20 protein-coding genes and 1 other RNA gene are annotated in these 22,017 nt (G+C 66.5%); 13 read left to right on the top strand and 8 right to left on the bottom strand.

Annotation, left to right across the window (positions count from 1 at the left end):
• Positions 1 to 20: 20 nt before the first annotated feature.
• The 8 genes from AC1POX_RS18170 to AC1POX_RS18135 all read left to right on the top strand — a co-directional run bounded on the left by AC1POX_RS18170 (position 21) and on the right by AC1POX_RS18135 (position 11,760).
• A complete protein-coding gene (locus AC1POX_RS18170) occupies positions 21 to 1,601 on the top strand; it encodes a CocE/NonD family hydrolase (protein ID WP_372356446.1) in 1,581 nt (526 codons plus the stop codon).
• 224 nt (positions 1,602 to 1,825) lie between these two features.
• Positions 1,826 to 3,178 (top strand): type III secretion system effector F-box protein XopI, encoded by a 1,353-nt coding sequence (gene xopI, locus AC1POX_RS18165; RefSeq protein WP_372356445.1) that lies wholly within the window; start codon positions 1,826 to 1,828, stop codon positions 3,176 to 3,178.
• A gap of 447 nt (positions 3,179 to 3,625) precedes the next feature.
• Entirely contained in the window at positions 3,626 to 3,718 is a 93-nt protein-coding gene (locus AC1POX_RS18160) for a potassium-transporting ATPase subunit F (RefSeq protein WP_005910961.1), read from the top strand.
• A 15-nt stretch (positions 3,719 to 3,733) separates the two neighbouring features.
• Entirely contained in the window at positions 3,734 to 5,527 is a 1,794-nt protein-coding gene (gene kdpA / locus AC1POX_RS18155; RefSeq protein ID WP_209261687.1) for a potassium-transporting ATPase subunit KdpA, read from the top strand.
• A gap of 12 nt (positions 5,528 to 5,539) precedes the next feature.
• Positions 5,540 to 7,588 carry a potassium-transporting ATPase subunit KdpB gene (gene kdpB / locus AC1POX_RS18150; protein ID WP_071117895.1) on the top strand — a complete coding sequence of 683 codons (2,049 nt, stop codon included), beginning with the start codon at positions 5,540 to 5,542 and terminating at the stop codon, positions 7,586 to 7,588.
• 40 nt (positions 7,589 to 7,628) lie between these two features.
• Positions 7,629 to 8,258 carry a potassium-transporting ATPase subunit KdpC gene (gene kdpC / locus AC1POX_RS18145; protein WP_372165228.1) on the top strand — a complete coding sequence of 210 codons (630 nt, stop codon included), beginning with the start codon at positions 7,629 to 7,631 and terminating at the stop codon, positions 8,256 to 8,258.
• A gap of 135 nt (positions 8,259 to 8,393) precedes the next feature.
• Positions 8,394 to 11,054, top strand: coding sequence for a sensor histidine kinase (locus AC1POX_RS18140; RefSeq protein ID WP_008571515.1), 2,661 nt, complete (start codon positions 8,394 to 8,396; stop codon positions 11,052 to 11,054).
• The gene (locus AC1POX_RS18135; RefSeq protein WP_008571514.1) at positions 11,044 to 11,760 is read left to right on the top strand and encodes a response regulator; all 717 of its coding nucleotides are present in this window, start codon (positions 11,044 to 11,046) and stop codon (positions 11,758 to 11,760) included. Before AC1POX_RS18140 ends, AC1POX_RS18135 begins: the two co-directional genes overlap by 11 nt.
• On the opposite strand, the gene AC1POX_RS18130 is transcribed toward AC1POX_RS18135, so the two are convergent.
• The 5 genes from AC1POX_RS18130 to AC1POX_RS18110 all read right to left on the bottom strand — a co-directional run bounded on the left by AC1POX_RS18130 (position 11,741) and on the right by AC1POX_RS18110 (position 16,443).
• Positions 11,741 to 12,349 (bottom strand): hypothetical protein, encoded by a 609-nt coding sequence (locus AC1POX_RS18130; protein WP_046932260.1) that lies wholly within the window; start codon positions 12,347 to 12,349, stop codon positions 11,741 to 11,743. The two genes, AC1POX_RS18135 and AC1POX_RS18130, sit on opposite strands and share 20 nt — an antisense overlap.
• Positions 12,350 to 12,416: 67 nt before the next feature.
• The gene (locus tag AC1POX_RS18125; protein ID WP_122273271.1) at positions 12,417 to 13,814 is read right to left on the bottom strand and encodes an FAD-binding oxidoreductase; all 1,398 of its coding nucleotides are present in this window, start codon (positions 13,812 to 13,814) and stop codon (positions 12,417 to 12,419) included.
• Positions 13,811 to 14,350: a metal-dependent hydrolase gene (locus tag AC1POX_RS18120; RefSeq protein ID WP_127167617.1), complete on the bottom strand. Its 540-nt coding sequence runs from the start codon at positions 14,348 to 14,350 to the stop codon at positions 13,811 to 13,813. Before AC1POX_RS18120 ends, AC1POX_RS18125 begins: the two co-directional genes overlap by 4 nt.
• Positions 14,351 to 14,379: 29 nt before the next feature.
• Positions 14,380 to 14,748: a YraN family protein gene (locus tag AC1POX_RS18115; RefSeq protein WP_008571510.1), complete on the bottom strand. Its 369-nt coding sequence runs from the start codon at positions 14,746 to 14,748 to the stop codon at positions 14,380 to 14,382.
• A gap of 3 nt (positions 14,749 to 14,751) precedes the next feature.
• Complete coding sequence (locus AC1POX_RS18110) at positions 14,752 to 16,443, bottom strand: penicillin-binding protein activator (RefSeq protein ID WP_372357189.1); 1,692 nt, start codon at positions 16,441 to 16,443, stop codon at positions 14,752 to 14,754.
• Positions 16,444 to 16,563: 120 nt separating this feature from the next.
• Between AC1POX_RS18110 and rsmI the strand changes: the two genes are divergently transcribed.
• Complete coding sequence (gene rsmI / locus AC1POX_RS18105; RefSeq protein ID WP_029818675.1) at positions 16,564 to 17,385, top strand: 16S rRNA (cytidine(1402)-2'-O)-methyltransferase; 822 nt, start codon at positions 16,564 to 16,566, stop codon at positions 17,383 to 17,385.
• 146 nt (positions 17,386 to 17,531) lie between these two features.
• Positions 17,532 to 17,881, top strand: an RNA gene (gene rnpB, locus AC1POX_RS18100) — RNase P RNA component class A.
• A 477-nt stretch (positions 17,882 to 18,358) separates the two neighbouring features.
• On the opposite strand, the gene AC1POX_RS18095 is transcribed toward rnpB, so the two are convergent.
• From AC1POX_RS18095 to AC1POX_RS18085, 3 genes are read right to left on the bottom strand one after another with little or no spacing between them, the layout of a single operon-like run.
• A complete protein-coding gene (locus tag AC1POX_RS18095) occupies positions 18,359 to 18,676 on the bottom strand; it encodes a CcdB family protein (protein ID WP_008571283.1) in 318 nt (105 codons plus the stop codon).
• Positions 18,673 to 18,924, bottom strand: a complete 252-nt coding sequence (locus AC1POX_RS18090; protein WP_008571282.1) for a type II toxin-antitoxin system CcdA family antitoxin — start codon at positions 18,922 to 18,924, stop codon at positions 18,673 to 18,675. Before AC1POX_RS18090 ends, AC1POX_RS18095 begins: the two co-directional genes overlap by 4 nt.
• A 47-nt stretch (positions 18,925 to 18,971) precedes the next feature.
• Positions 18,972 to 19,739 carry an NRDE family protein gene (locus tag AC1POX_RS18085; RefSeq protein WP_218496562.1) on the bottom strand — a complete coding sequence of 256 codons (768 nt, stop codon included), beginning with the start codon at positions 19,737 to 19,739 and terminating at the stop codon, positions 18,972 to 18,974.
• A 315-nt stretch (positions 19,740 to 20,054) separates the two neighbouring features.
• Between AC1POX_RS18085 and mraZ the strand changes: the two genes are divergently transcribed.
• Genes mraZ through ftsL form a run of 3 tightly spaced genes read left to right on the top strand, consistent with a single transcriptional unit; the run spans position 20,055 to position 21,828 of the window.
• Positions 20,055 to 20,510 carry a division/cell wall cluster transcriptional repressor MraZ gene (mraZ, locus tag AC1POX_RS18080; RefSeq protein WP_005910933.1) on the top strand — a complete coding sequence of 152 codons (456 nt, stop codon included), beginning with the start codon at positions 20,055 to 20,057 and terminating at the stop codon, positions 20,508 to 20,510.
• Positions 20,511 to 20,524: 14 nt separating this feature from the next.
• Entirely contained in the window at positions 20,525 to 21,568 is a 1,044-nt protein-coding gene (gene rsmH, locus AC1POX_RS18075; RefSeq protein WP_057682282.1) for a 16S rRNA (cytosine(1402)-N(4))-methyltransferase RsmH, read from the top strand.
• Entirely contained in the window at positions 21,565 to 21,828 is a 264-nt protein-coding gene (gene ftsL / locus AC1POX_RS18070; RefSeq protein WP_005910928.1) for a cell division protein FtsL, read from the top strand. Before rsmH ends, ftsL begins: the two co-directional genes overlap by 4 nt.
• The last annotated feature ends 189 nt before the right edge of the window (positions 21,829 to 22,017 follow it).

Genomic DNA, 22,017 nt, shown 5'->3' with positions numbered 1-22,017 from the left:
CTCGCGTGGGAGACAGCAGCATGAGCAAGCGTTGGATCGGGAGCATCGCCGCACTGGCGTTGCTGTTGGCATCGGCGTCGGCCGTGGCAGGCGCCTTCAGCAAGACCTATGAACGCATTCCCGGCTGGGACGGTGCCCAGATGGGCGCATTGGTGTTGGTGCCGCAAGGGCAGGGCGCCGGGCCGTTTCCGCTGATCGTGATGCCGGCCAGCTGGTCGTTGCCCAATCTGGAATATTTGGGGCGCGCCACCCAACTGGCCAGCGACGGCTACGTGGTGGTCAGCTATACCTCGCGTGGATTCTGGGATTCGGCCGGGCAGATCGATATCGCCGGGCCGGACACGGTGGAAGACGTCAGCGCGGTGATCGACTGGGCGTTGGCGCATACGCCGGCCAATCCGAATGCGATCGGTGCGTCGGGCATTTCGTACGGTGCGGGCATCAGCCTGCTGGCGGCCGAGCGCGACCCGCGGATCAAGGCGGTGGCTGCGCTCAGCGGTTGGGCCGATCTCGAAGCGGCGCTGTATTCCAATCGCACCGTCAGCCAGCAGGGCGTCGGCCTGCTGGTGGGTGCGGGCGCACTCACCGGCCGGGCCGGCCCGGATCTGGCGCAGATCGGCACACGCGTGGCGCAAGGCGATTACGATGGCGCGGTGCAGGGCTTCCTGCCGCAGGCCGCCTCGCGCAGCCCTGCGACCGATGTGGCAGCGCTCAACGCGCGTGGGACCGCGGTCTTGTTGGGTAATGCCTTCAACGACGGCCTGTTTCCGCCGAACCAGACCATCGCGTTCTTCAACCAGTTGCGTGGCCCCAAACAACTGCTGCTCAGCCAGGGCGATCACGCCACCGCAGAGCTGCCTGGTGCATTGGGATTGCCGAATGAGATCTATACCGCGACCACGCGCTGGTTCGATCGCCATCTCAAGCAGGTGCGTAATGGCGTAGATGCCGAAGCACCGGTGCGGCTGTCGCCACGTGCCGGGCAATGGCTGGACTATCCGGACTGGGCATCGGTGCAACAGGCAACCACGCAGCTGGGTCTGTCCGCACCAGCCAGCTTGCTGACCCCCACCGGTGGATTGACCGGCGGGACGTTCAGCGGGTGGCAATCGCGCATCGCCACCGACGTGCCGACCGTGGCCGATTCCGGGGTGGTGCTGGTCAGCGGTTTGCTGCAAGGCATCGGCCTGCCGGTGAGCACCTCGATTCCGCTGGTCAACCGCGCCGGTGCCGCCGTGTGGGTCGGCTCGCCATCGACCAGCACCCGGCGCCTGGCCGGTAGCCCGTCGCTACGCGTGACAGTGGTGCCCAGTCAATCGAAGGTGAGTCTGTTCGCGTATCTGTACCGCATGGATGGCTTGGGCGTTGCGCAACTGATCACGCATGCGCCGTATTCGTTGCGCAACGCCACGCCGGGGCGCGCAGTCACGCTGGACTGGCCACTGCAGGCGGCGGCAACCGAGATTCCCGCAGGGCAGCGACTGGTGTTGGTGATCGACACCCGCGACGCGCGCTACACCGATGCCAGCGAGGGCGGTGGCACGGTGACATTCACCTCGCCAGTTGCAGCGCCCTCCGTGTTGAACGTGCCGCTTCGGTAGGGCAGCACGCCGTATCTGCATCGTCCCAGATCGTCCGCCGCGAGACTGGCGAACAGCGGCGGGTGGCGTGCCATCCGCCGAACCCGCATCTGCATCGGTCACGTCGCGTTCGCCCAGGCGAACGCGATTTCTGGCTGTGCGCGCGGACAAGAGGTCGCTTTCGGGAAAGTACGCACGAAGCCTAACTCGATGCCGCTGCTGCGGCACACCGCAGGAGACCCGAGATGCCGATCACCCGAACCGGTCTGCCGCACGCTGTGGCGTCAACCAGCCAAACGCAGGAGACGTCGCAGGCTTCGGCGAGTCAAGGAGTCGTCGACTCAAGCACAGTGCCACCCCGGCGTGCCGAGACGTTCGACGGGCTATCTGCGCTGCCGAATGATCTACGCCGCGAGATTGCGCAGCGGTGTGGACCGCGCAGCCTCGTGCGCCTGGGCAGCGTCTCGCGGCAGATGGCGGAAGACACCAGGGATGTGCGAGCGTTCCTGACAGCGAGGCCGCGCTATGACCCGAGCTTGGAGTTCGGGGACGTCCATACTGCAGAAAGCATGCGTGTCGCCCTGGACGAAGTGGCGCATTTCCCCTATCCGGACGATGAGGATCGCAGCGAGCAGATATTGCGCGGATACGGAAGGCTTGCAGCGCGGATTCCATCATTGCCGCAGGCGCAGCGATTTGAGGCGTTTACCGCGGTGTTGAATCACGCCACCCGCCATTCCGGGAATATGGCATTTCGCGTGGTGGCGCGCTTGACGGATGACCTGGGATGCTTGCCCGAGGACCTGCGCGCGCTCGCGTTCCATGCAATCTTGCCCAGTTTGATTGCCACGCGCCGGCAAGCGCTGCAGGCTGCTGCCGGAGCAGCGCACGTTGGCCACATAGGGGCAGTCGCAGAGGCTGATGCAGGGGGCGTGCAAGGTGATGGTGAGCCAGGGCCGCAAGGCGCAGTGGCTCCGGCCCAGGGTGGCGCTGCCGGAGGCATCGGCGGAGCGCTTCCGTTTAATTTGCTGGCATCGGCGATCAGGCATCTGCCCGAGGAGGCAGTCAACCTGGCGATCACCGAGGCTGCTGCACTCCAGACCGGCCCCCGCCTGCTGGCAGAGGTGACCCTACGCCTGCATCTTGTCGGATTGGAGCCGATCCATCGATTCCAGCAAGCGTATGCGCAGCTTGCCGAGCACCTCGCGCGTTCCGGCGATGGAGCCGAAGCCTTGACCCACCTGGTGGCCTTGTTGAACAGACTGCCCGATCCGGGAGTGCGCCAGGCTGCCTTCAGGGAATTGACGCGCGCCGTGCACGCATTGGACAGCACAGAGAGCGGCGCTGCGGTGCTGAGGCGGTTGGCTGGGGCGTTGCCGCACCAGCCTGCCGCGGTGCGTTACCTGTGCAGCCTTGATGTGCTTGCAGCGGCGGCGAGCCTCTTCCCGAGCGAGCAGATACCGGTCATTGCCGCCGTCCGTGCGCAGGCTGCTGCGATCCCGAACCAGGCCGCTGAACTTATCGCCAGATGCGACGACGCGATCGCCACGGCCAGCATGATGCTTGCGACTGTGTCGCGCAGGTATATGGACATGTGAGCACTGTTTGATTGAGTGTGGTCTGGTCACGCAGCGGACGCGCGTGCCTGGAGCCCCCCTGTCCGGCGCGACCCTTGAGCAGATGGAACTTCGCAGCGTCGCTGCCATCTGCGTGCCTGCAGCCGGCGCAGCCAGGCAAGCCAACCGTCGGAACGCGCGGCGGGCCATCTGGTTGAGGCGCAGCGCTGGCCCGCGCATTTTATGCGGACTTTACGCAGCGCCGGCGGCAGATCCATAGCGACTTTACGCGGCGCAGGCAGAGACTGCGCAGGTTGGCGGAGCGGTTCCGCCGTGGACGATCCCGATGCATCCCTTGACCTGTCTGCTCCATCGGCGCTGCGCGCACGGTGCGGCAGCGCTTTGCCATGTTGGCACGCACACGCTTCCTACGCCGTTGCACATCGCACTTATCGCGCCGCCGTGCGCGCGTTCGGGGGAGTGACCGACATGCCTGGCTGGTTGTCCCTGTTGTGCGGCGTGGCCGTACTCGTTGCTGCTGCGTATCTGCTGTACGTGGTGCTGCGGCCCGAAGACTTCTGATCCGAGTGCGCCTCAATGACTGAAACTTTTCTTGTGTACGCGCTGGCCATCGTGCTGGCGTGGCCCCTGGGCCGTTATATGGCTGCGGTGATGCGCGGTGCACCGATGCGCGGCGATGCGCTGTTCGGCTGGATCGAACGGCCGTTGTATGCCTTGCTTGGCACGCGTCCGCAGCAGGGCATGTCGTGGCGCGGATACAGCATGGCATTTCTGCTCAGCAACCTTGTCGTTGGCTTGCTGACCTGGGTGGTGTTCATGACCCAGGCATGGCTGCCGTTCAACCCGGATGCCATCCCCAACATGCGGTGGGATACCGCCCTGCACACCATGGTGTCGTTCGTCACCAACACCAATCAGCAGCATTACTCTGGCCAGGCGCAGCTGTCGTATCTGTCGCAGATGACCGGCATCGTCGGCCTGCAGGTGGTGACGCCGATGATGGGCTTGGCATTGGCGGTTGCAACGCTGCGCGCATTGTTCGGTGGGCGTGCCGCCAGACAGGCGTCGATTGCTGCAGCGAATCCGGACACGTCGGCCGTGGCGGAGAGTTCGGAGCCGGAACCGTCGCGTCCGGGGCGCCAGCACAGCGGGTCTGGGTTGGAAGCCCTGCCTGAAGCGGACGTCGGCAATTACTGGGCCGACGTGATTCGCTCCAGCGTGCGCGTGTTGTTGCCGCTGTGCCTGCTGTGGACCGTGCTGCTCGGCTGGCAGGGCGTGCCGTCGACATTACAGGGCGCGGCGACGGCGACGCCATTGGATAGCAGCGCGGGCATGCCCAAGCAGACCATTGCGGTGGGCCCGGTTGCGGCGATGGTGGCGGTGAAACAGCTCGGCACCAATGGCGGTGGCTGGTATGGCCCTAATAGTTCGGTGGCGCTGGAAAACCCAACGCCGTTGAGCAATCTGCTTGAAACGCTCGCGTTGGTCTTGCTGCCGATGAGCGTGGTGTTCATGGTCGGCTACCTGACCGGGCGCAAGCGCCTGACGGCATTGGTGTTCGGCACGATGCTCACGATGTCGGCCGCGTCCACCGCGCTATTGCTGTGGTCCGAAGCGCATTCGGCCAGCGCCAACTCGCCGGCGCTGATGGAAGGCAAGGAAGTGCGCATCGGTGCCGATGCCTCGGCATTGTGGGCGGCGTTGACCACGCAGACCTCCAATGGCTCGGTCAATGCGATGCACGATTCGTTGGCGCCGTTGAGTGGCCTGGTCACGCTGGTCGACATGTTGATCAACGCCATCTGGGGCGGTATCGGCTGTGGTCTGCAGCAGTTTGTGGTGTATCTGTTGCTGAGCGTGTTTCTGGCCGGTTTGATGACCGGACGCACGCCGGAGTTGTTCGGCCGCAAGATCGAATCGCGCGAAGTGCAGTTGCTGGCGCTGTTGATCCTGCTGCAGCCGCTGGTGGTGCTGGGCTTTACCGCAGTGGCGCTGGCTGTCCCGGCACTGACTGCCAATTCCAACCCCGGCTTCCATGGCATCAGCCAGGTGTTCTACGAGTACACCTCTGCATTCGCCAACAACGGCTCGGGTTTCGAAGGCCTGGGCGATGCCACGTACTGGTGGAACCTGAGCTGTTCGGCGGTGCTGGCGCTGGGACGGTATCCGGCGTTGATCCTGCCGTTGATGGTGGCCGCCCGCATGGCAGTCAAGCGGCGTGCGCCGGAATCGGCCGGCAGCCTGCAGGTCGAAACGCCCACCTTTGCGCTGACCCTGATGGCGATCGTGATCGTGCTGACCGTGCTGCAGTTCATGCCGGCACTGGTGCTGGGTCCTATCGCTGAACACCTCGCCCTGGCGGCGTCCTGAGAGCTTTGAGCAATGTCTACGATCGATACGACTGAAAAACGCGAGCGCGGTGACGCAGCGTTGTTCGATGCCGCCGTGCTGGTTGCGGCGATGCGTGCGGCGTTCGCCAAGTTGGCGCCGCGGCATCTGCTGCGCAGCCCGGTGATGGCGGTGGTGATGGGCGGTACCTTGCTGGCGGCGGTGATCACCGCCAGCGGGCATTCGCATGCCGGCTTCGGCTGGGCGGTGACGGCGATCCTGTTCGTCACCGTGCTGTTCGGCAATTTTGCCGAAGCCATCGCCGAAGCGCGCGGTCGCGGCCAGGCTGCATCGCTGCGGCGTGCGCGCAAGGACCTGGTGGCACGCAGGGTGGAAACCGCACTCGGTGGCCGCGAAACGCGTGTGCCGGCAGCGGAGCTGCGTCCGGGCGATTACGTGATGGTATCCGAAGGCGAATTCGTGCCGGCCGATGGCGAGATCGTGCGCGGTGTGGCCACCATCAACGAAGCAGCGGTGACCGGCGAATCGGCACCGGTACTGCGCGAGGCCGGCACCGATCGCAGCGGCGTGATCGGTGGCACGCGCGTGCTCTCCGACGAGATCGTGTTCAAGGTCACCGCCGAGCCGGGGCACAGCTTCCTCGATCGCATGATCGCGTTGGTGGAAGGTGCCAACCGGCAAAAGACACCGAACGAAATCGCGCTGACCTTGTTGCTGGCCGCGATGACGCTGACGTTCTTGATCGTGGTGGCATCGTTGCCGGCGATCGCGGGCTTTGTTGGCGTCACGCTGGATCCGCTGCTGCTGATCGCGTTGCTGGTGTGCCTGATCCCGACCACCATCGGCGGGCTGTTGCCGGCGATCGGTATCGCCGGCATGAACCGCGCGCTGTCGGCCAATGTGCTGGCCAAATCGGGCAAGGCCGTGGAAGTGGCCGGCGACGTGGATGTGCTGCTGCTCGACAAGACCGGCACCATCACCTACGGCGACCGCCAGGCCACCGCATTCCATCCGCTGGCCGGCGTCGACCGTGCGCAACTGCGCGATGCGGCCATGCTCGCCTCGCTGGCCGACCCCACGCCGGAAGGCAAGTCCATCGTCAAGCTGGCGCGTCAGCAAGGTGCGGTCGCAGTGGAAGCCGAGGGTGGGCATTTCATCGCGTTCACCGCGCAGACGCGCATGTCCGGCGTGGATATCGGTGGGCGCAGCATCCGCAAGGGCGCCGGCGATGCGATCGTGGCGTATGTGCAGGCGCAGGGCGCAACGGTCTCGCCGGAATTGCAGGGCCGTATCGAGGAGGTCGCACGTGGCGGCGCCACACCGTTGGTGGTGGCCGAAGGCCGTCATGTGCTCGGTGTGGTCGAGTTGAGCGACGTGGTCAAGCAGGGCATCAAGGAAAAATTCGCGCAGTTGCGTGCGATGGGCATCAAGACCGTGATGATCACCGGCGACAACCCGCTCACCGCGGCGGCGATCGCTGCCGAAGCCGGCGTGGACGACTACATCGCCCAGGCCCGCCCGGAAGACAAGCTGGCACGCATCCGTGCCGAACAGACGGGCGGACGGCTGGTGGCGATGGTCGGCGACGGCACCAACGACGCCCCGGCGCTCGCGCAGGCCGATGTGGGCCTGGCAATGAACTCCGGCACCCAGGCGGCCAAGGAAGCCGGCAACATGGTGGATCTGGATTCGGATCCGGCCAAGTTGCTGGCGGTGGTGGAAGTGGGCAAGCAGCAGCTGATCACGCGTGGCGCGTTGACCACCTTCTCGCTGGCCAATGACGTTTCCAAGTACTTCGCGATCCTGCCGGCGCTGTTTGCAGCCGCCATCCCGTCGATGGCAGCGCTCAACGTGATGCAGCTCTCCAGCCCGCGTCATGCGGTGCTGGCGGCCTTGATCTTCAATGCGTTGATTATTCCGGCATTGATTCCGCTGGCGTTGCGCGGGGTACGTTTTCGTCCTTCCAGCGCCACCGCGCTGCTGCGCCGGAACATGCTGATCTACGGCGTTGGCGGCGTGTTGCTGCCGTTCGCGGCGATCAAAGTGATCGATCTGGCGCTGGTGGCCGTCCTCGGTGCCTGAGCCACGCGTGATGCCCCTTTCTTCTTCCGGAAACATGTCCATGTCTTCTTCCTTGCCATTACGCGACGGCGGCGTTCTGCGCGGTTCGCTGATGCTCGCGGTGTTCACCTTGTTCGGGTCGGGCCTGGCCTACTCGCTGATCGCCACCGGCATCACCGGTGCGCTGTTCTCCGAGCAGGCCACCGGTTCGCTGGTGCGCGTCGATGCGCGCGTGGTTGGTTCGGCCTTGGTGGCCCAGCCGTTCACCGATGCGCGCTATTTCCAGCCGCGTCCGTCGGCCGCCAAGTACGACCTCACCGCCGCGGCCGGCAGCAACCAGGCCCGCTCCAATCCCGATTTGCTGGCCCGTATCGCGGCCACGCGTGCACAAGTGGCCGCACGCGACGGCATCGCCCCTGAAGCCGTACCGGGCGAGCTGCTGACCCAATCCGGCAGCGGCCTGGACCCGCACCTGAGCCCGGCCGGCGCCCAGGTGCAGATCCGCCGGGTGGCCGCCGCACGCGGCTGGCCCGAACAACGCGTTGCCGCCCTGGTGCAGGCGGCGACCGAAGCGCCCCAGTTCGGGCTGCTTGGGCAGCCGCGGGTGAATGTGTTGGCTTTGAACCTCGCGTTGGATGAGGCCGGGGGCCGGAACCCGGAACCGGGGACCCGGGAAATGCCGAAGCAGTAACTGCAGGATTACGCATTTGCTTGTTGCCAAGCGCACTACCTGCAAACGCAGTCATCATGCAGCATTGCGCGGTAGGCTCTTCCGGGTCCCGGGACCCGCTTCGCCCACTCCCAATTCCCGACTCTCCATTCCCGCATGTCCGATGCCCGCACCCAGCAAGCCGATGCCCTGATCGGCGAATTACAGCGCGAACATGGTGGGCGGCTGACGGTGTTCCTGGGCGCCGCGCCCGGAGTCGGCAAGACCTACGCCATGTTGTCGCGGGCGCGCGAGCGCCTGCGCCAGGGCATGGATGTGGTGGCCGGCGTGGTGGAGACGCACGGGCGCAGCGAAACCGCGGCGCTGCTGGAAGGCGTGCCGCTGCTGCCGCGCGCCCGGGTCAGTTACCAGGGCCGCATGCTGGAAGAACTGGATCTGGATGCACTGCTGGCACGCAAACCGCGGCTGGCCCTGATCGACGAGCTGGCGCACCGCAACGTGCCCGGCAGCCGCCATGAGCGGCGCTGGCAAGACATCGTGGAGTTGCTCGATGCCGGCATCGACGTCTACACCACGGTCAACATCCAGCACCTGGAAAGCCTCAACGACATCGTGCTGCGCATCACCGGCGTGCGCGTGTCCGAGACCGTGCCCGATGCCGTATTCGACCGCCTGCGCGACATCGTGCTGGTGGACCTGCCGCCACGCGAACTGATCGAGCGCCTGCAGCAGGGCAAGGTGTATCTGCCCGAGCAGGCCACGCAGGCGTTGCAGGCGTTTTTCTCGCCTTCCAACCTCACCGCGTTGCGCGAGCTGGCGATGCAGACCGCTGCCGATCGCGTCGACAGCGATCTGCGCGATACCCAGGCCGCGCGCGGCTTGCCTGGCACCGCTGCGTTGCGACGCCGCGTGGTGGTAGCCATCGATGGCCGTGGCAGCTCGGATTATCTGGTGCGCGTGGCGCGGCGCCTGTCGGAGCGGCGCGATGCACCGTGGACGGTGGTCACCGTCCAGACCCGCACCGTGACCGATGCGGCCTGGCAGCTGGAAATCGATCGCGCATTCGCGCTCGCCCATCGTCTCGGTGGCGACAGCGCGCTGCTGCACGGCACCAACGTGGCCGATGCCTTGCTGGATTTCGCTTCGCAAAACGGCATTTCCACCCTGGTGCTGGGGCGCACCCGCGAGCGCCCGCTGGCGCGCATGTTCAACCGCACGTTGACCCAGCAATTGCTGCAACGTGGCGCGCATTACGAATTGGTCATCGTCAGCTCCGCCGATGCGCGCGCACGTGCGCGCCAACGCTGGCGCAACCCGCGCCAATGGCTGCAGCGTTACGACATGGCGTTCGCTGCGATCGCGGCAGCCGGTGCGGTGGGCGTGGCGTGGTTGCTGCAACGCTGGACCGATATCGACGACCTGTCGATGGTGTTCATCGTCGCGGTGGTGCTGGTGGCCTCGCGCACACGCATGGCTGCGGCGGTGGTTGCCGCATTGCTGAGTTTTGTCGCCTACAACTTCTTCTTCATCGAACCGCGTTTCACCTTGCAGATCAGCGCGCGCCAGGGCGTGGTGACGGTGTGCATGTTCTTGATCGCCGCGTTGGTCGCCGGCCGGCTGGCCTCGCGCCTGCGCAGCCAGGTACTGGCCTTGCGCGCGGCCAATGCGCATGCCAACGCCTTGCAGGCGCTGGGCCGCCAGCTCAGCACCGCCGCCGATCTGGGGCAGGTGCTGGAAGCCGGCCGTCGCGCGCTGACCACTGCGCTGGATGCCGACGTCTGGCTACGCCTGGAGCAGCGCGAAAGCGACGCACCCGCCAGCTTCGGTGCGCTCGATCGCAGCGCCGCAGACTGGACCCAGCGCCACGGCCAACCGGCCGGCCGCTTCACCGATACCCTGGCCGGCGCGCAATGGTGGTGCCTGCCGGTGCGCCACGAGCGCGGCACGCTGGGTGTGGCCGCGCTGCGCTTTCGGCAGACTCTGCAACGGCCCGGCCTGGAACAACGCCGCCTGGCCGAAGCGATGGTGGAAGACATCGGCCAGGCCGCGCTGCGCACGCGCCTGGTCGCCGATCTGGAAGGCGCACGCGTCAGCGGCGAAACCGAGCGCCTGCGTTCTGCCTTGCTCTCGTCGGTCTCGCACGATCTGCGCTCGCCGCTGGCCTCGATGATCGGCTCGGCCAGCAGCCTGGCCAGCTACGGCGATGCGATGGACGCGCACGACCGCCACAGCCTGCTCGACACCATCCAGCTCGAAGGCGAGCGACTGGATCGCTACATCCAGAACCTGCTCGACATGACCCGGCTCGGCCACACCGGCCTGACCTTGAATCGCGACTGGATCGGCGTCGATGAATTGATCGGCTCGGCCACCCGCCGCCTGCAGCGCTACCAGCCGGAGGTGCGCCTGCAACTGGACCTGGCCGCCGACCTGCCGGCGATCTGGGTGCACCCGGCGCTGGTGGAACAGGCCATCTTCAACGTTCTGGAAAATGCGGCGAAATTTTCGCCAGCCGGCGTGCCGGTGACCGTGCACGCGCAGCTGCGCGCCGGCGCGCTGCAGATCGACATCGGCGACCAGGGGCCGGGCATTCCCGAAGACGAGCGCGCGCGGATCTTCGACATGTTCTACAGCGTGGAGCGCGGTGACCGCGGGCGCAACGGCACCGGCTTGGGTCTTGCCATCTGCCAGGGCATGATCGGCGCGCACGGGGGCAGCGTGGAGGCATTGGCAGGCGCGCATGGTCACGGCACCACAATCCGCATTACGCTGCCGTTGCTCGTTCCCGCCGCGCCACCTCGCCCCGATGCCGACTGACCTCACCGCCATCCCGCCCGCCCGCGTGCTGATCGTCGACGACGAGCCGCAGATCCGTCGTTTTCTCGACATCAGCCTGCGTGCACAGGGCTATCGCGTGCTGCAGGCCGGCACCGGCGAAGAAGGCCTGGCCTTGCTGGCCGGGCAGGGCGCCGAATTGGTGGTGCTGGACATCGGCCTGCCCGATCGCGATGGGCATGAAGTCCTGCGCGAGATCCGCCAGTGGTCCAACGTGCCGGTGATCATGCTCACGGTGCGCGCCGGCGAAACCGAAAAGGTCGCCGCGCTCGATGCCGGCGCCAACGACTACGTCACCAAACCCTTCGGCGTGCAGGAATTGATGGCCCGCATCCGCTCGTTGCTGCGCCAGGCCGGCGCCGGCAGTACGGTGGAAGAAAGCGTGTTCGACGACGGCCGGTTGCATATCCATCTGGGCCTGCGCGAGGTCACCCTGCACGGCGAGGCCGTGCCGCTGAGCCGCAAGGAATACGCCTTGCTCGCACTGCTGCTCAAACACGCCGGCCGCGTGGTCACCCAGCCGCAGTTGCTGCGCGAGGTGTGGGGCCCCACCCACGAAGAAGACACCCACTACCTGCGCATCCTGGTCGGCAAACTGCGCCAGAAACTGCAGGACGACGCCGCCGACCCGCACTACATCGTCACCGAGCCGGGCGTGGGGCTGCGGTTTATCGGAGTGATGCGTTGAGCGTATCTGGTGCGCCGGAGGTGGATGACTGCGTGTAACAGGGGACGCGTTGCTGCCGGTAATCGACGATGCCTTCGACGTACAGGATCATCTGCGCACACAGTTGCAGTCCGTGGTACCAGGGAAGGAAGTCATTGAGGGGAAGTCCAGCCATTGCAGCGTCGATGGTAAAGCTGCGCCATCGGACGGGAAGCTTGCTTCTCTTGCCGAAGTTCCAGATGTTGTTGTGGCTGAAGGCGTTGCGCAGGTGCATCGCGAAGGCGAACCAGTCCTGGTCGCGCAACTGGGTAAACTCGTTCTTTGCCGTAGCGTAATCCCCGGTGGCGGCCACGCTCTCCGAGAGCATGCGCGCATAGGCCGCGTCCATCGTCGACCGCGCCAGGCCGGCCTGCACGGCAGCGTTGAAGCGGATACGGTAACCATTGCCTGCCGGCCCTGGTGAGGCATCGTCCTGGGTAATGGTGAAGCCCGACTCGGTGATATGGATGCGATGCCGCGCTATTTCCGGACCGGTTTCCGGCGAGGTCAGCAGCGCATAGCCAGCGGCGCTGTAGTGAAACGCATCGCGTGCGATGAGCAGCCGTTCCATCGCCTGGTTGCGGTATGGATCGAGTGCTTTCTGAAGCAACTGACTCATGGTGTGGGTCTGCATCGGACTATCGCCCGGCAGGCGAGTGGGGCAACACCTTCCCCGGATTCAAGATGCCATCCGGATCCAGTGCGGCCTTGATCGCGCGCATGGCCGCCAGCGTGGCTGGATTGAACGCCTGGCTCATGAAATCGCGCTTGGCCACGCCGATGCCGTGTTCGCCGGAGAGCGTGCCCTCCAGCGCCAGCACCAGCGTAAACAGCCGTGGCAGGGCGGCGTGTGCGCGGGCATCTTCGTCGGCATCGGCCGGGTCGTACATGATGTTGACGTGCAGGTTGCCGTTGCCGGCATGGCCGAAGGCGACGATGGGCAGCGCAAATTCCGCAGCGAGTGCTTCCACGCCGGCAACGAGTTCGGGAATGCGCGACACCGGCACCACCACGTCCTCATTGATCTTGCCCGGCTTGATGGTGCGCAACGCCGGTGACAAGGCACGGCGTGCGGCCCACAACCTGTCGCGCGCGCTGCCATCGGCGGCCACGTCCAGGCCCAGTACGCCCTGGCCATCGGCCGCCTCGTGCAGGACTTGCAGCGCGTAGGGCAAGGTGTCGTGATCGCCGTCGGCTTCGATCAACAGCATGGCGCCGGCGTCGGGTACGTCGCTGCCATTGCGGCGTAGCAGCGCAATCGCGCTGGCATCCATGAATTCCAGCATGGTCGGCGTGGTCGGTTGTGCCATCAGCCGCGACACTGCGGCTGCGGCGCTGGAGGCATCGCGATACAGCGCGCGCAGGCCGGCTTGCGCGATTGCGCGCGGGGTCAGCTTTAAGGTCGCCTCGACGATGATCGCCAGGGTGCCCTCGCTGCCCACCAGCAAGTGGGTGAGGTCGTAACCGGTGGAATTCTTGGTATACGCACCGCCGCAGCGGATCACCTCGCCGGTGCCAGTGACGGCCACCAGGCCGAGCACGTTGTCGCGGGTGGCGCCGTATTTCACCGCGCGCGGGCCGCCGGCGTTGGTGGATAGATTGCCGCCGACGCTGCAGATCTCCGCGCTGGACGGATCCGGCGGCCAGAACAATCCGTGCGGCTGCAGCGCCTGCTGCAGGTCGCCATTGAGCACGCCCGGTTGCACCACCGCGCAGCGGTCTTGCGGACGCAGTGCCAGGATCTGGTTCATGCGCGCCATCGACACCACCACGCCGCCGGAAAACGGCACCGCCGCGCCGGTGGTGCCGGTGCCGGCGCCGCGCGCCACGATCGGCACGCCGTGCGCACGGCACGCCTGCACGATCGCCACCACCTCATCGGTGTCGCGCGGCAACGCCACTGCGGCAGGCAATGCCCAGCGGCGCGAATCGTCTTCGCCATAGCGGCGGCGCGCATCGTCGCCGGTCAACCAGCCATCGGTACCCAGGCGCGTGGCCAATACCTCGGCAAGTGCGGTGGGAAGTACATCGGTCATGACTTGCGATCCTGTGGTGCCGCGCGCTGGATGCATTTCCACCCCAGCACGGCGACGGTGAGCGGCAGCCAGACCCAGCGCAGCTCGGAGAGCAGCGTGCTCAGGCCACGCGCATTGAAGAAGCCGGTGGCAAATGGCGACACCCGGATCGGCCGCCATGGTGCGAACCAGCGCGTCTGGCTCCACGGCCAGCCCAGTGCCACGCCCAGGCCGCCGGAAGTCATCGCATCCAGCAGCGGGTGAGAGGCGGCACAGACGAACAAAAACACAGACGCCTGCACGGCATCCGCGCGCAACAGGCGATGTGACGCAACGCCGAGCAACCCCACGATTGCGGCGAACAACAGCGAGTGGCTGGCACCGCGATGACCAAACGCATCGGCGTAGGGAATGTGCAGCGCGAACGCCAGCACATCGGCATCGGGCAGCATCGCCGCCGCCACGCCGGCCGCGAGCAGGCGTGGCGAGATGCGGCCGCGTTCACTGGCGCACCACAGCGCCAATGGCACGGCTGCGTGGGTCATGACGGTTGGCATAAAAACGTTGGCGTGAGCGTCGGTGGCGGTCAGCAATCGTCGGCGCGGAACGCGTCGCGGATCCAGTGCAATACCGGCGGTTCGCCGCTGGCATCGACCACATCGAAGCGGCACGGCAGCGCGGCCAGGGTCGGGTGGGCGCCAAGAAACAACTGCGCGGCCAGCACCAGCTTGCGACGTTTGCGCCAGTCCACCGATGCCGCACCGCCGCCGAAGCGGTCGTCGCGCCGGTAACGCACTTCCACGAACACCAGCGCTGGCCCGTCGCGCATCACCAGATCCAGTTCGCCGCCACGGTAGTTGGCATTGCCGACCACCAGCCGCAGCCCGGCCTGCTCCAGCAACGCGCGTGCGGCCGCCTCGACCGCCGCACCACGCTGCTGACGCGCTGCCGGCATGGCTCAGCGGCCGTCGGCGATCGGCGTCGGGCGGCCGCCGCTGAAGGTGGACCAGGCCGGCGTGCGCAACACATTGCCGAAGCCATCCAGATGCAGGGTGCCGGTGGCGCCGCGCAGGCCGCCATCGGTGCCGGTGGCGAGTTTTTCCAGGTACGCAGTGATCTTCCAGGCGTCGTAGCCGAACGCGAACAGGCGGGCGGCCGGGCCGCGTGCGCTGGGCAGGGTGCTGGCCACCTGGCTGACCGCCGGCAGGCCGGACACGCCCAGGGCGGTCCAGGTTTCGCTCGGGTAGACGATGCCATCCAGCGCCAGATCGTCTTCGACCTTGCCGGTGCCGGCCACCAGTTGCGAGGTACCCACGCGCGATTTGCCGGCGAACCCGGCCAACGCCAGCTGCGGCGCCAGCGCACGCGCAGTATTGCCGCGCACTGCCAGAAACACTGCATCGGCAGTGCCGTAATTGCGCAACTGCGCACCGATATCGCCCGGCGCATCGGCCACGCTGATGCTGCCGGCCACCGTGCCGCCGCGTTCGCTGAAACGGTCGCGGAAGGCCTTGATGGTGCGCTTGCCGTTGTCGTCGCTGGTGCCGACGATCAGCACGTTGCGGCGTTCGCGCGAGAGCAGGTATTCGGCGGCCATGATGCCGTCGTCTTCCGGCGCCAGCGAGAAGCCTGCGCTGCCGGTGGGCGGGGCCTTGTTGTCGGTGGGGCGGTTGAGCGCCAGCACCGGCACCGCCAACTGGCCGCGCGCAAACAGCGCGCTGACCTCGTCGCGCCCCAACGGGCCGACCACGTAATCCACCCCGGCGTTGACTGCCTTGTCGTAGGCGGCATTGGCGCCGGCCGGGGTGCCGGCGGTGTCGAAGAACTGCACTTCCGGGCGGCGGCGGGTTTCGGCGTAGTAGCCGGCCAGCAGGCCATCGCGTACCGGCGCGGCGGCGGTGGCCAGGTTGCCGGTGATCGGCAGCAGCACGCCCAGCTTGACCGGTGGGCGGTAGCCATCGCGCTCGGCCGGCGGGCTCTTGCTGGTGTCGAAGCCCCACTGCGCATCGCGCTCGAAGGCGCGCGGCAACGCCAGGCCACGGCTGATCAACGCGCGCCCGGCAAAGTTGTACAACGGGTCGCCGGCCGGCAGTGCAGCGGTGCGGCCCTTGAGGGTGGCGTCGTCGAGCGCGGCAAGCAGGCGCACGATCGCGCGCTGGTTGTCGCTGCGCACGGTGCCGGTCAGGCTGGCATCGGCACGCGCGCGGTCGGCTGCGGCGCCGAACAGGTCGCCGGTGGCTTCCAGCGCCGCAGCGCGTGCCACCAGCCAGCGCGTCTGCAGCGGCTGGGTCAGCCCCTGCGGGCTGTCGCCCAGGGCCTGCAACGCCTGCGCGCCCTGCTTGTCGAGCACCGCCAGCTCGCCGGTGAGCAGCCCGAAGCGGGCCCGCTCCTCGCCGCTCAGGTGGCGTGGGTTGACCTGCGCCAGCAGCGTGCGGGCCCGCGCATCGTCACCGGCGTCGTGCCAGCCGAACGCCGCTGCCGCCAGCAACCGGCTGCGCTGCGCGCCGCTGGCACTGGCGGCTTCGGCTTCCAACTGCTGCGCGGCGTCGCGCGGTTTGCCCTGATCCAGCAGTGCCAGCGCTGCGCTCTGCGTCGGCGAGGCGGTCGGCGTGACGCTGCTGGTGGCGCAACCTGCGGCCAGCATCACCATCAGCGAAAGGGCAGAGATCCTTGCAACACGCTTGTTCATTTCAGATCCATTGGACAGGGGCCGCCGGGGCGGACCGTTAAAAACGCTACGATTCTACCCTTTGCCCCCGGAAAACCGCTGATGACGTCCCCTGGAACCCTGCACGTGGTCGCCACGCCGATCGGCAACCTGGCCGACCTGTCGCCGCGCGCGCAGGAGGTGTTGCGTGGCGTGGCCGCGATCTGCGCCGAAGACACGCGCCATACCCGCCAGTTGCTCGGCCATTTCGGCATCGACCGCCCGCTGCTGGCGCTGCACGACCACAACGAAGACGCCATGTCCGAACGCATCGTGGCGCGCCTGCGCGAAGGCGAGTCGCTGGCCATCGTCAGCGACGCCGGCACCCCGTTGGTGAGCGACCCCGGTTTCAAGCTGGTGCGCGCCGCCCGTGCGGCCGGCATCAAGGTCAGCCCGGTCCCGGGCGCCTGCGCGGCAATCGCCGCGCTCAGCGTGGCCGGCCTGCCCAGCGACCGTTTCGGCTTCGAGGGATTCCTGCCGGCCAAGAGCGCCGCCCGCCGCGAGCGCCTGGCGCGGCTGGCCGGCGAGACCCGCACCCTGGTGTTCTACGAGTCGTCCCACCGCATCGTCGAATCGTTGGCCGACCTGCGCCTGGCCTTCGGCGATGACCGCCCGGCGGTGATCGCCCGCGAACTGACCAAACTGTTCGAAACCGTGCTCGACGGCAGCCTGGCGCAGCTGCAGGCCCAGGTCGAAGCCGACGACAACCAGCGCAAGGGCGAGTTCGTGGTGATGGTGCAGGGCGCCGCCGACGCTGCCGACGGCCAGCTCGCCGAAGGCCGCCGCGTCTACGCCAAGCTCGCCGAGCACCTGCCCCCGTCCACCGCCGCCAAGCTCGCCGCCGAGCTGACTGGCGCGCCGCGGAAGGCGTTGTATGGCGGCTAATGCGGTCATTGCAGGAGCATGCCTGGACGCGACGGTGGTGGGTCGGTACCCCCTCTCGCGCACGGGTGCGCTCCTACAAGGCAAGGGCCAGCGTGAAATCGCCGCGCCGTTTTGCACTGCAGCGATAGCGTAGAATGCGCCCCGGCGGAGTCGGCCAGACAGTCGCGTCACTCGCAAGAGTGCCGAGGAAAGTCCGGGCTCCATAGGGCAAGGTGCCAGGTAACGCCTGGGCGGCGCAAGCCGACGGACAGTGCAACAGAAAGATACCGCCTACGTTCCCTTCGGGGAGCCGGTAAGGGTGAAATGGTGCGGTAAGAGCGCACCGCGAGTCCGGTAACGGACCGGCACGGCAAACCCCACCTGGAGCAAGACCAAATAGGGATCCATTGGCGTGGCCCGCGCTGGATCCGGGTAGGTTGCTTGAGCGCTGCGGTGACGTAGCGCCTAGACGAATGACTGTCCACGACAGAACCCGGCTTATCGGCCGGCTCCGCCGCCTTCGTTCGGGCGTTCGCCCTTCTCGAAGGCGCCCACGCTTGGTACCGCTGCAGGCGGTACAAGACGCGGGTCTCGCTCCGGGCCTGCCACATCCCCGCGGCTGTCGCCGCGCCCCCTTGACTCAAGGGGGCTTGCAGGTAGGCAGTTGGTCGAGGCGTAGGTCGTTGGTCGAGGCTCTCGCGACGCGTCGCCGCCTTCATTCGGGCGTTCGCCCTTCTCGAAGGCGCCCACGCTTGGTACCGCTGCAGGCGGTACAAGACGCGGGTCCCGCTCCGGGTCTGCCACATCCCCGCGGTTGTCGCCGCGCCCCTTGATTCAAGAGGGCTTGCACTCGGTAAGTTGTCTGGTGCTTTCGGCTGTCTGCGATTAATGCGATTGCTGCTTCGATCTTTACTGCTTGGCTTGGGCTTTGCCCTCGCGGCGAACGCTGTGTGCGTTGCTGCGGCCTTGCTTGACGCGTTTTTCTGTTTTGCGCTTAACCGAACGAGCGGGTGAATAGCTCGTCCAGGGCGTCGATGATGATCTGGCCTTGGTCCTTCAATGTGCCGGCAGGTTTGTTGAGCACGGCCAGCGGCACCGAGGTCATTTCCAGAGGCTGCAGGATGACGCTGTGGCCGGCGACGGTGAGTTCCGGGGTGAAACGGGATGGGGTCGGGGAGTGGCCGGACTTGATGACCAGGGGCACGACGACGCGGCGAGGAGAGGCGTCGAAGATCTTCGACTGGACCACCACCACGTACGGGATGTTCTTGTTCTGGCCGACATTGGCGTAGACATCGAACTGGCCGGTCATAGCGTGGAGAACTCGTCGGCGAAGGAGCCGTGCGCTTCAGTGAAGACCTTCCATTCGCTCGCGGCGCGTTGCAGCTCAAGCGCTCTGGCGCTGTGGTTGTCGCGTTCCTTGGTGACGTACTCGGCCAGCAACTCTTCCACCTTTGCCGACAGGTTGCCAGTCATCGCGCGGGCTTGCGCCGCCAGGTCGGCATTGATGGTCAGATTCAGCGGCTTCTTCTGCGCTGAAACGTCGTAATAGCGATTCATGCATTGGCTCCTGGTTATGCGCACGCTATGCGCATGACTGTGGCTTGTCAACGCGAGCCAGGGATCTCCAGGCGTGTCTCGCCCTGGAAACTCCCATTCGGCCCGAAGCGTCGTTCGTGGATGAAGCCGTGGCCGTGATGGTCTACCGCAACGATGGTGCTGGCGCGGGTGCCGTAGCTGAGGCCGCTGATGAAGGCGGCCGAGAGCAGGCGTTCGGTGGGCAGGTCCACGCCGGTCTGCGGTAGCGCAGCGTCGGGGGCGATGGCCGGGTTGCCCAGGGCGGCCCACAGCGGCTGCAGGTCTTCCTCGCCGCTGGCGCACCAGCGGTGCAGCACCCTGGTCAGCGCGGCGGTCTTGGGCCACGGCGCATCCAGCGGCCCGTTGGACATGCCATGGATGCCCGCAGCCAGTTGCCGTGCCAGCGGCGGGTGGTTGCTCAGGTGCTCGCAACGGTCGGCGTCGCACAGCAACAGGTTGAAAGGTGGGAACTCGTGGCCGGCACCGGTCAGTGCGTTGGCGTAGGCAGTAGCGCTCAGGCTGCCGGACAGATAGTCGGCGATCAGATGCCCGCGCGAGCGCCCCGAGGCCGTGGCGAGCGGGTCACGCACGTTGGTGACCACCGCAGCGCGTCCGTCCCGACCCAGGCCAACCCAACTGCCACCGGAGCGTAGGTCGCGGCCGGCCAGCATGTTGTCGGCCGGCGCCGCCCAGCGCGTCAGTGCCGCAGTGGGACGTTCATGGAATTCGTCGCGGTTGCCCGCCAGCAGCAAACGCCAGCGCGGGTGGGCTTTCCAGGCAAGAGCGACCAGACACATGCCGCCGATTGTCACCTTGTTTGCGCAGTTGGGATACGTAGCTGGCGCAATGTGAAGTGAGACGGCAGTCGGGTTTACATGGCCTTCACCGCCCTGAATTTCCGTTCAATCTCAAAATATGAGACGAAACAGCAACTTGTGGATAACCTTTGAACAAGTCTCTAAAGAGTGCCGCAACTCATTGATGCAACTGGCGATTTGTGGTCTTGAAAACTGTTGACAACCTTTGACGCACTGCTAAGGTGGGCAACGGAGGGAAAACCAGGTGTTTTGTGGTTTTTCGTGGTTCAATGATCCCCCAGCGGGTATTCGAGGTTGCATTCGGTGTTTCAGGGCGAGACTGCCATCACGGTGGACGACAAGGGGCGTATGGCGGTGCCAACCGCATACCGCGACCTCGTTGCGCGTGTCAGCGGCAATCGCCTGGTTCTCACCTACAACCCCTTCGAAGCCGGATGCCTGTGGCTATATGCGGAAAAGGAGTGGGAGCGGGTGCGCGACGACGTGATGTCCAAGCCCAACACCCAGCGCGTGGTCCGCACGCTGCAACAGAAGCTGGTGGGTTCATCCGCCGTGCTGGAGCTGGACGCCAACGGCCGTCTGAGCATCCCGGCCAGCCACCGCAATGCGGTGGGCATCGAGAAAAAAGCCGTGCTGCTGGGCATGGGCGACAAGTTCGAACTCTGGAGCGAGCAGGCACATCGCGCACTGATCCAGCAGACATTGTCTGACGGGGATCTGGGCGATGAATTGCTCGATCTCAGGTTGTGAGCCGGGGTGCCCGGATGCGCGGTGAAGCGCAGCCCGGTCACCCGGTGTCGCAGCCGCCGGCGGCCCATGTGCCGGTGCTGTACACGCAGGTTCTGGATGGCCTGCAAGTGACCGAAAACGGAACGTATCTGGATGGCACGTTCGGGCGTGGCGGGCACGCACGCGGCGTGCTGGAACACCTTGGCCCGGGAGGTCGACTGCTGGTGATGGACAAGGACCCCGAAGCGATCGCAGTGGCCGAACACAGCTTCGGTGGCGATGCGCGCGTGTCCATCCATCGCGGCAGTTTTGCCGGACTCGGCCAGGTGGTGGCCGCGGCCACCGTCGACGGCATCCTGCTGGACCTGGGCGTGTCTTCGCCGCAGCTGGACGTGGCCGGGCGCGGTTTCAGTTTCGGCAAGGACGGCCCGCTGGACATGCGCATGGACCCGGACAACGGCCAGAGCGCGGCGCAGTGGCTGGCGCAGGCCAGCGAGCGCGAGATCGCCGATGTGCTGTGGACCTATGGCGAAGAACGCCAGAGCCGCCGCATCGCGCGCGCCATCGTGGCGCGGCGCGCCGAACAGCCGCTGCTGCGCACTGCACAACTGGCCGACCTGATCGCGTCGGTGATGCCGCGCGGCGACAGCAAGACCCACCCGGCCACACGCAGCTTCCAGGCCATCCGCATCCACATCAACCGCGAGCTGGCCGATCTGGAAGCCGGGCTGGACGCTGCCCTGGCTGCGCTCAAGCCGGGCGGCCGGCTGGCGGTGATCAGCTTCCATTCGCTGGAAGATCGCATCGTCAAGCAATTCATGGCCCGCTATGCCAAGGCCCCGCCGAGCAACCGCCGCTTGCCCGAAGCCCAGCCGTTCGTTCCCACGCTGCAGCTGGTGAGCGGCGCGATCAAGGCCGACGACGCCGAATTGAACGTCAATCCGCGTGCCCGCAGCGCGGTGTTGCGAGTGGCTGAGAAGCTGGGAGTCGGGATTCGGAATTCGGGATTGGAAGAGCGCTCCAAGCGAATCCCAAATCCCCAATCCCCAATCCCGGCGTCTCAAGGAGACGCCCAATGAGCCGCTTGCTGCTCGTCGTGCTGCTTGCTTGCAGCATCGCCTCGGCGATCGGTGTGGTGTACATGCGCCACATGCATCGCAAGCTGTTCGTGCAGTTGTCCAAGCTCGAACACACGCGCGACGAATTGAATATCGAATTCGGCCGGCTGCAGCTGGAGCAGGCCACCTGGGCGGAAAGCAACCGGGTCGACCAGGTCGCACGTGCGCGCATCGGGATGAAGTTCCCCGAGACCAACGACATCGTGGTGGTGCGCCCATGAGCTTGTGGCAGGACAACCGCGTTGCACGACGCAGCTGCCCGCAGGGTGGCGCTTATGCAGGTGCGGCCATGACAAAACGGCAGGACAGCCGTTTTGCACAGCGCAGCTGCCCGCAGGGTGGCGCTTATGCAGGTGCGGCCATGACAAAACGGCAGGACAGCCGTTTTGCACAGCGCAGCTGCCCGCAGG

The sequence above is a fragment of the Xanthomonas sp. NCPPB 3442 genome (assembly GCF_056725145.1).
The sequence above is the reverse complement of the archived record's forward strand: the minus strand, read 5'-3'. Positions and strand labels throughout refer to the sequence as shown.

Bases quoted from the DNA above. Each gene is read 5' to 3' on its own strand.
- AC1POX_RS18170 (WP_372356446.1), top strand. From the start codon at position 21: ATGAGCAAGCGTTGGATCGGGAGCATCGCCGCACTGGCGTTGCTGTTG.
- xopI (WP_372356445.1), top strand. From the start codon at position 1,826: ATGCCGATCACCCGAACCGGTCTGCCGCACGCTGTGGCGTCAACCAGC.
- AC1POX_RS18160 (WP_005910961.1), top strand. From the start codon at position 3,626: ATGCCTGGCTGGTTGTCCCTGTTGTGCGGCGTGGCCGTACTCGTTGCT.
- kdpA (WP_209261687.1), top strand. From the start codon at position 3,734: ATGACTGAAACTTTTCTTGTGTACGCGCTGGCCATCGTGCTGGCGTGG.
- kdpB (WP_071117895.1), top strand. From the start codon at position 5,540: ATGTCTACGATCGATACGACTGAAAAACGCGAGCGCGGTGACGCAGCG.
- kdpC (WP_372165228.1), top strand. From the start codon at position 7,629: ATGTCTTCTTCCTTGCCATTACGCGACGGCGGCGTTCTGCGCGGTTCG.
- AC1POX_RS18140 (WP_008571515.1), top strand. From the start codon at position 8,394: ATGTCCGATGCCCGCACCCAGCAAGCCGATGCCCTGATCGGCGAATTA.
- AC1POX_RS18135 (WP_008571514.1), top strand. From the start codon at position 11,044: ATGCCGACTGACCTCACCGCCATCCCGCCCGCCCGCGTGCTGATCGTC.
- AC1POX_RS18130 (WP_046932260.1), bottom strand. From the start codon at position 12,349: ATGGAACGGCTGCTCATCGCACGCGATGCGTTTCACTACAGCGCCGCT.
- AC1POX_RS18125 (WP_122273271.1), bottom strand. From the start codon at position 13,814: ATGACCGATGTACTTCCCACCGCACTTGCCGAGGTATTGGCCACGCGC.
- AC1POX_RS18120 (WP_127167617.1), bottom strand. From the start codon at position 14,350: ATGCCAACCGTCATGACCCACGCAGCCGTGCCATTGGCGCTGTGGTGC.
- AC1POX_RS18115 (WP_008571510.1), bottom strand. From the start codon at position 14,748: ATGCCGGCAGCGCGTCAGCAGCGTGGTGCGGCGGTCGAGGCGGCCGCA.
- AC1POX_RS18110 (WP_372357189.1), bottom strand. From the start codon at position 16,443: ATGGTGATGCTGGCCGCAGGTTGCGCCACCAGCAGCGTCACGCCGACC.
- rsmI (WP_029818675.1), top strand. From the start codon at position 16,564: ATGACGTCCCCTGGAACCCTGCACGTGGTCGCCACGCCGATCGGCAAC.
- AC1POX_RS18095 (WP_008571283.1), bottom strand. From the start codon at position 18,676: ATGACCGGCCAGTTCGATGTCTACGCCAATGTCGGCCAGAACAAGAAC.
- AC1POX_RS18090 (WP_008571282.1), bottom strand. From the start codon at position 18,924: ATGAATCGCTATTACGACGTTTCAGCGCAGAAGAAGCCGCTGAATCTG.
- AC1POX_RS18085 (WP_218496562.1), bottom strand. From the start codon at position 19,739: ATGTGTCTGGTCGCTCTTGCCTGGAAAGCCCACCCGCGCTGGCGTTTG.
- rsmH (WP_057682282.1), top strand. From the start codon at position 20,525: ATGCGCGGTGAAGCGCAGCCCGGTCACCCGGTGTCGCAGCCGCCGGCG.
- ftsL (WP_005910928.1), top strand. From the start codon at position 21,565: ATGAGCCGCTTGCTGCTCGTCGTGCTGCTTGCTTGCAGCATCGCCTCG.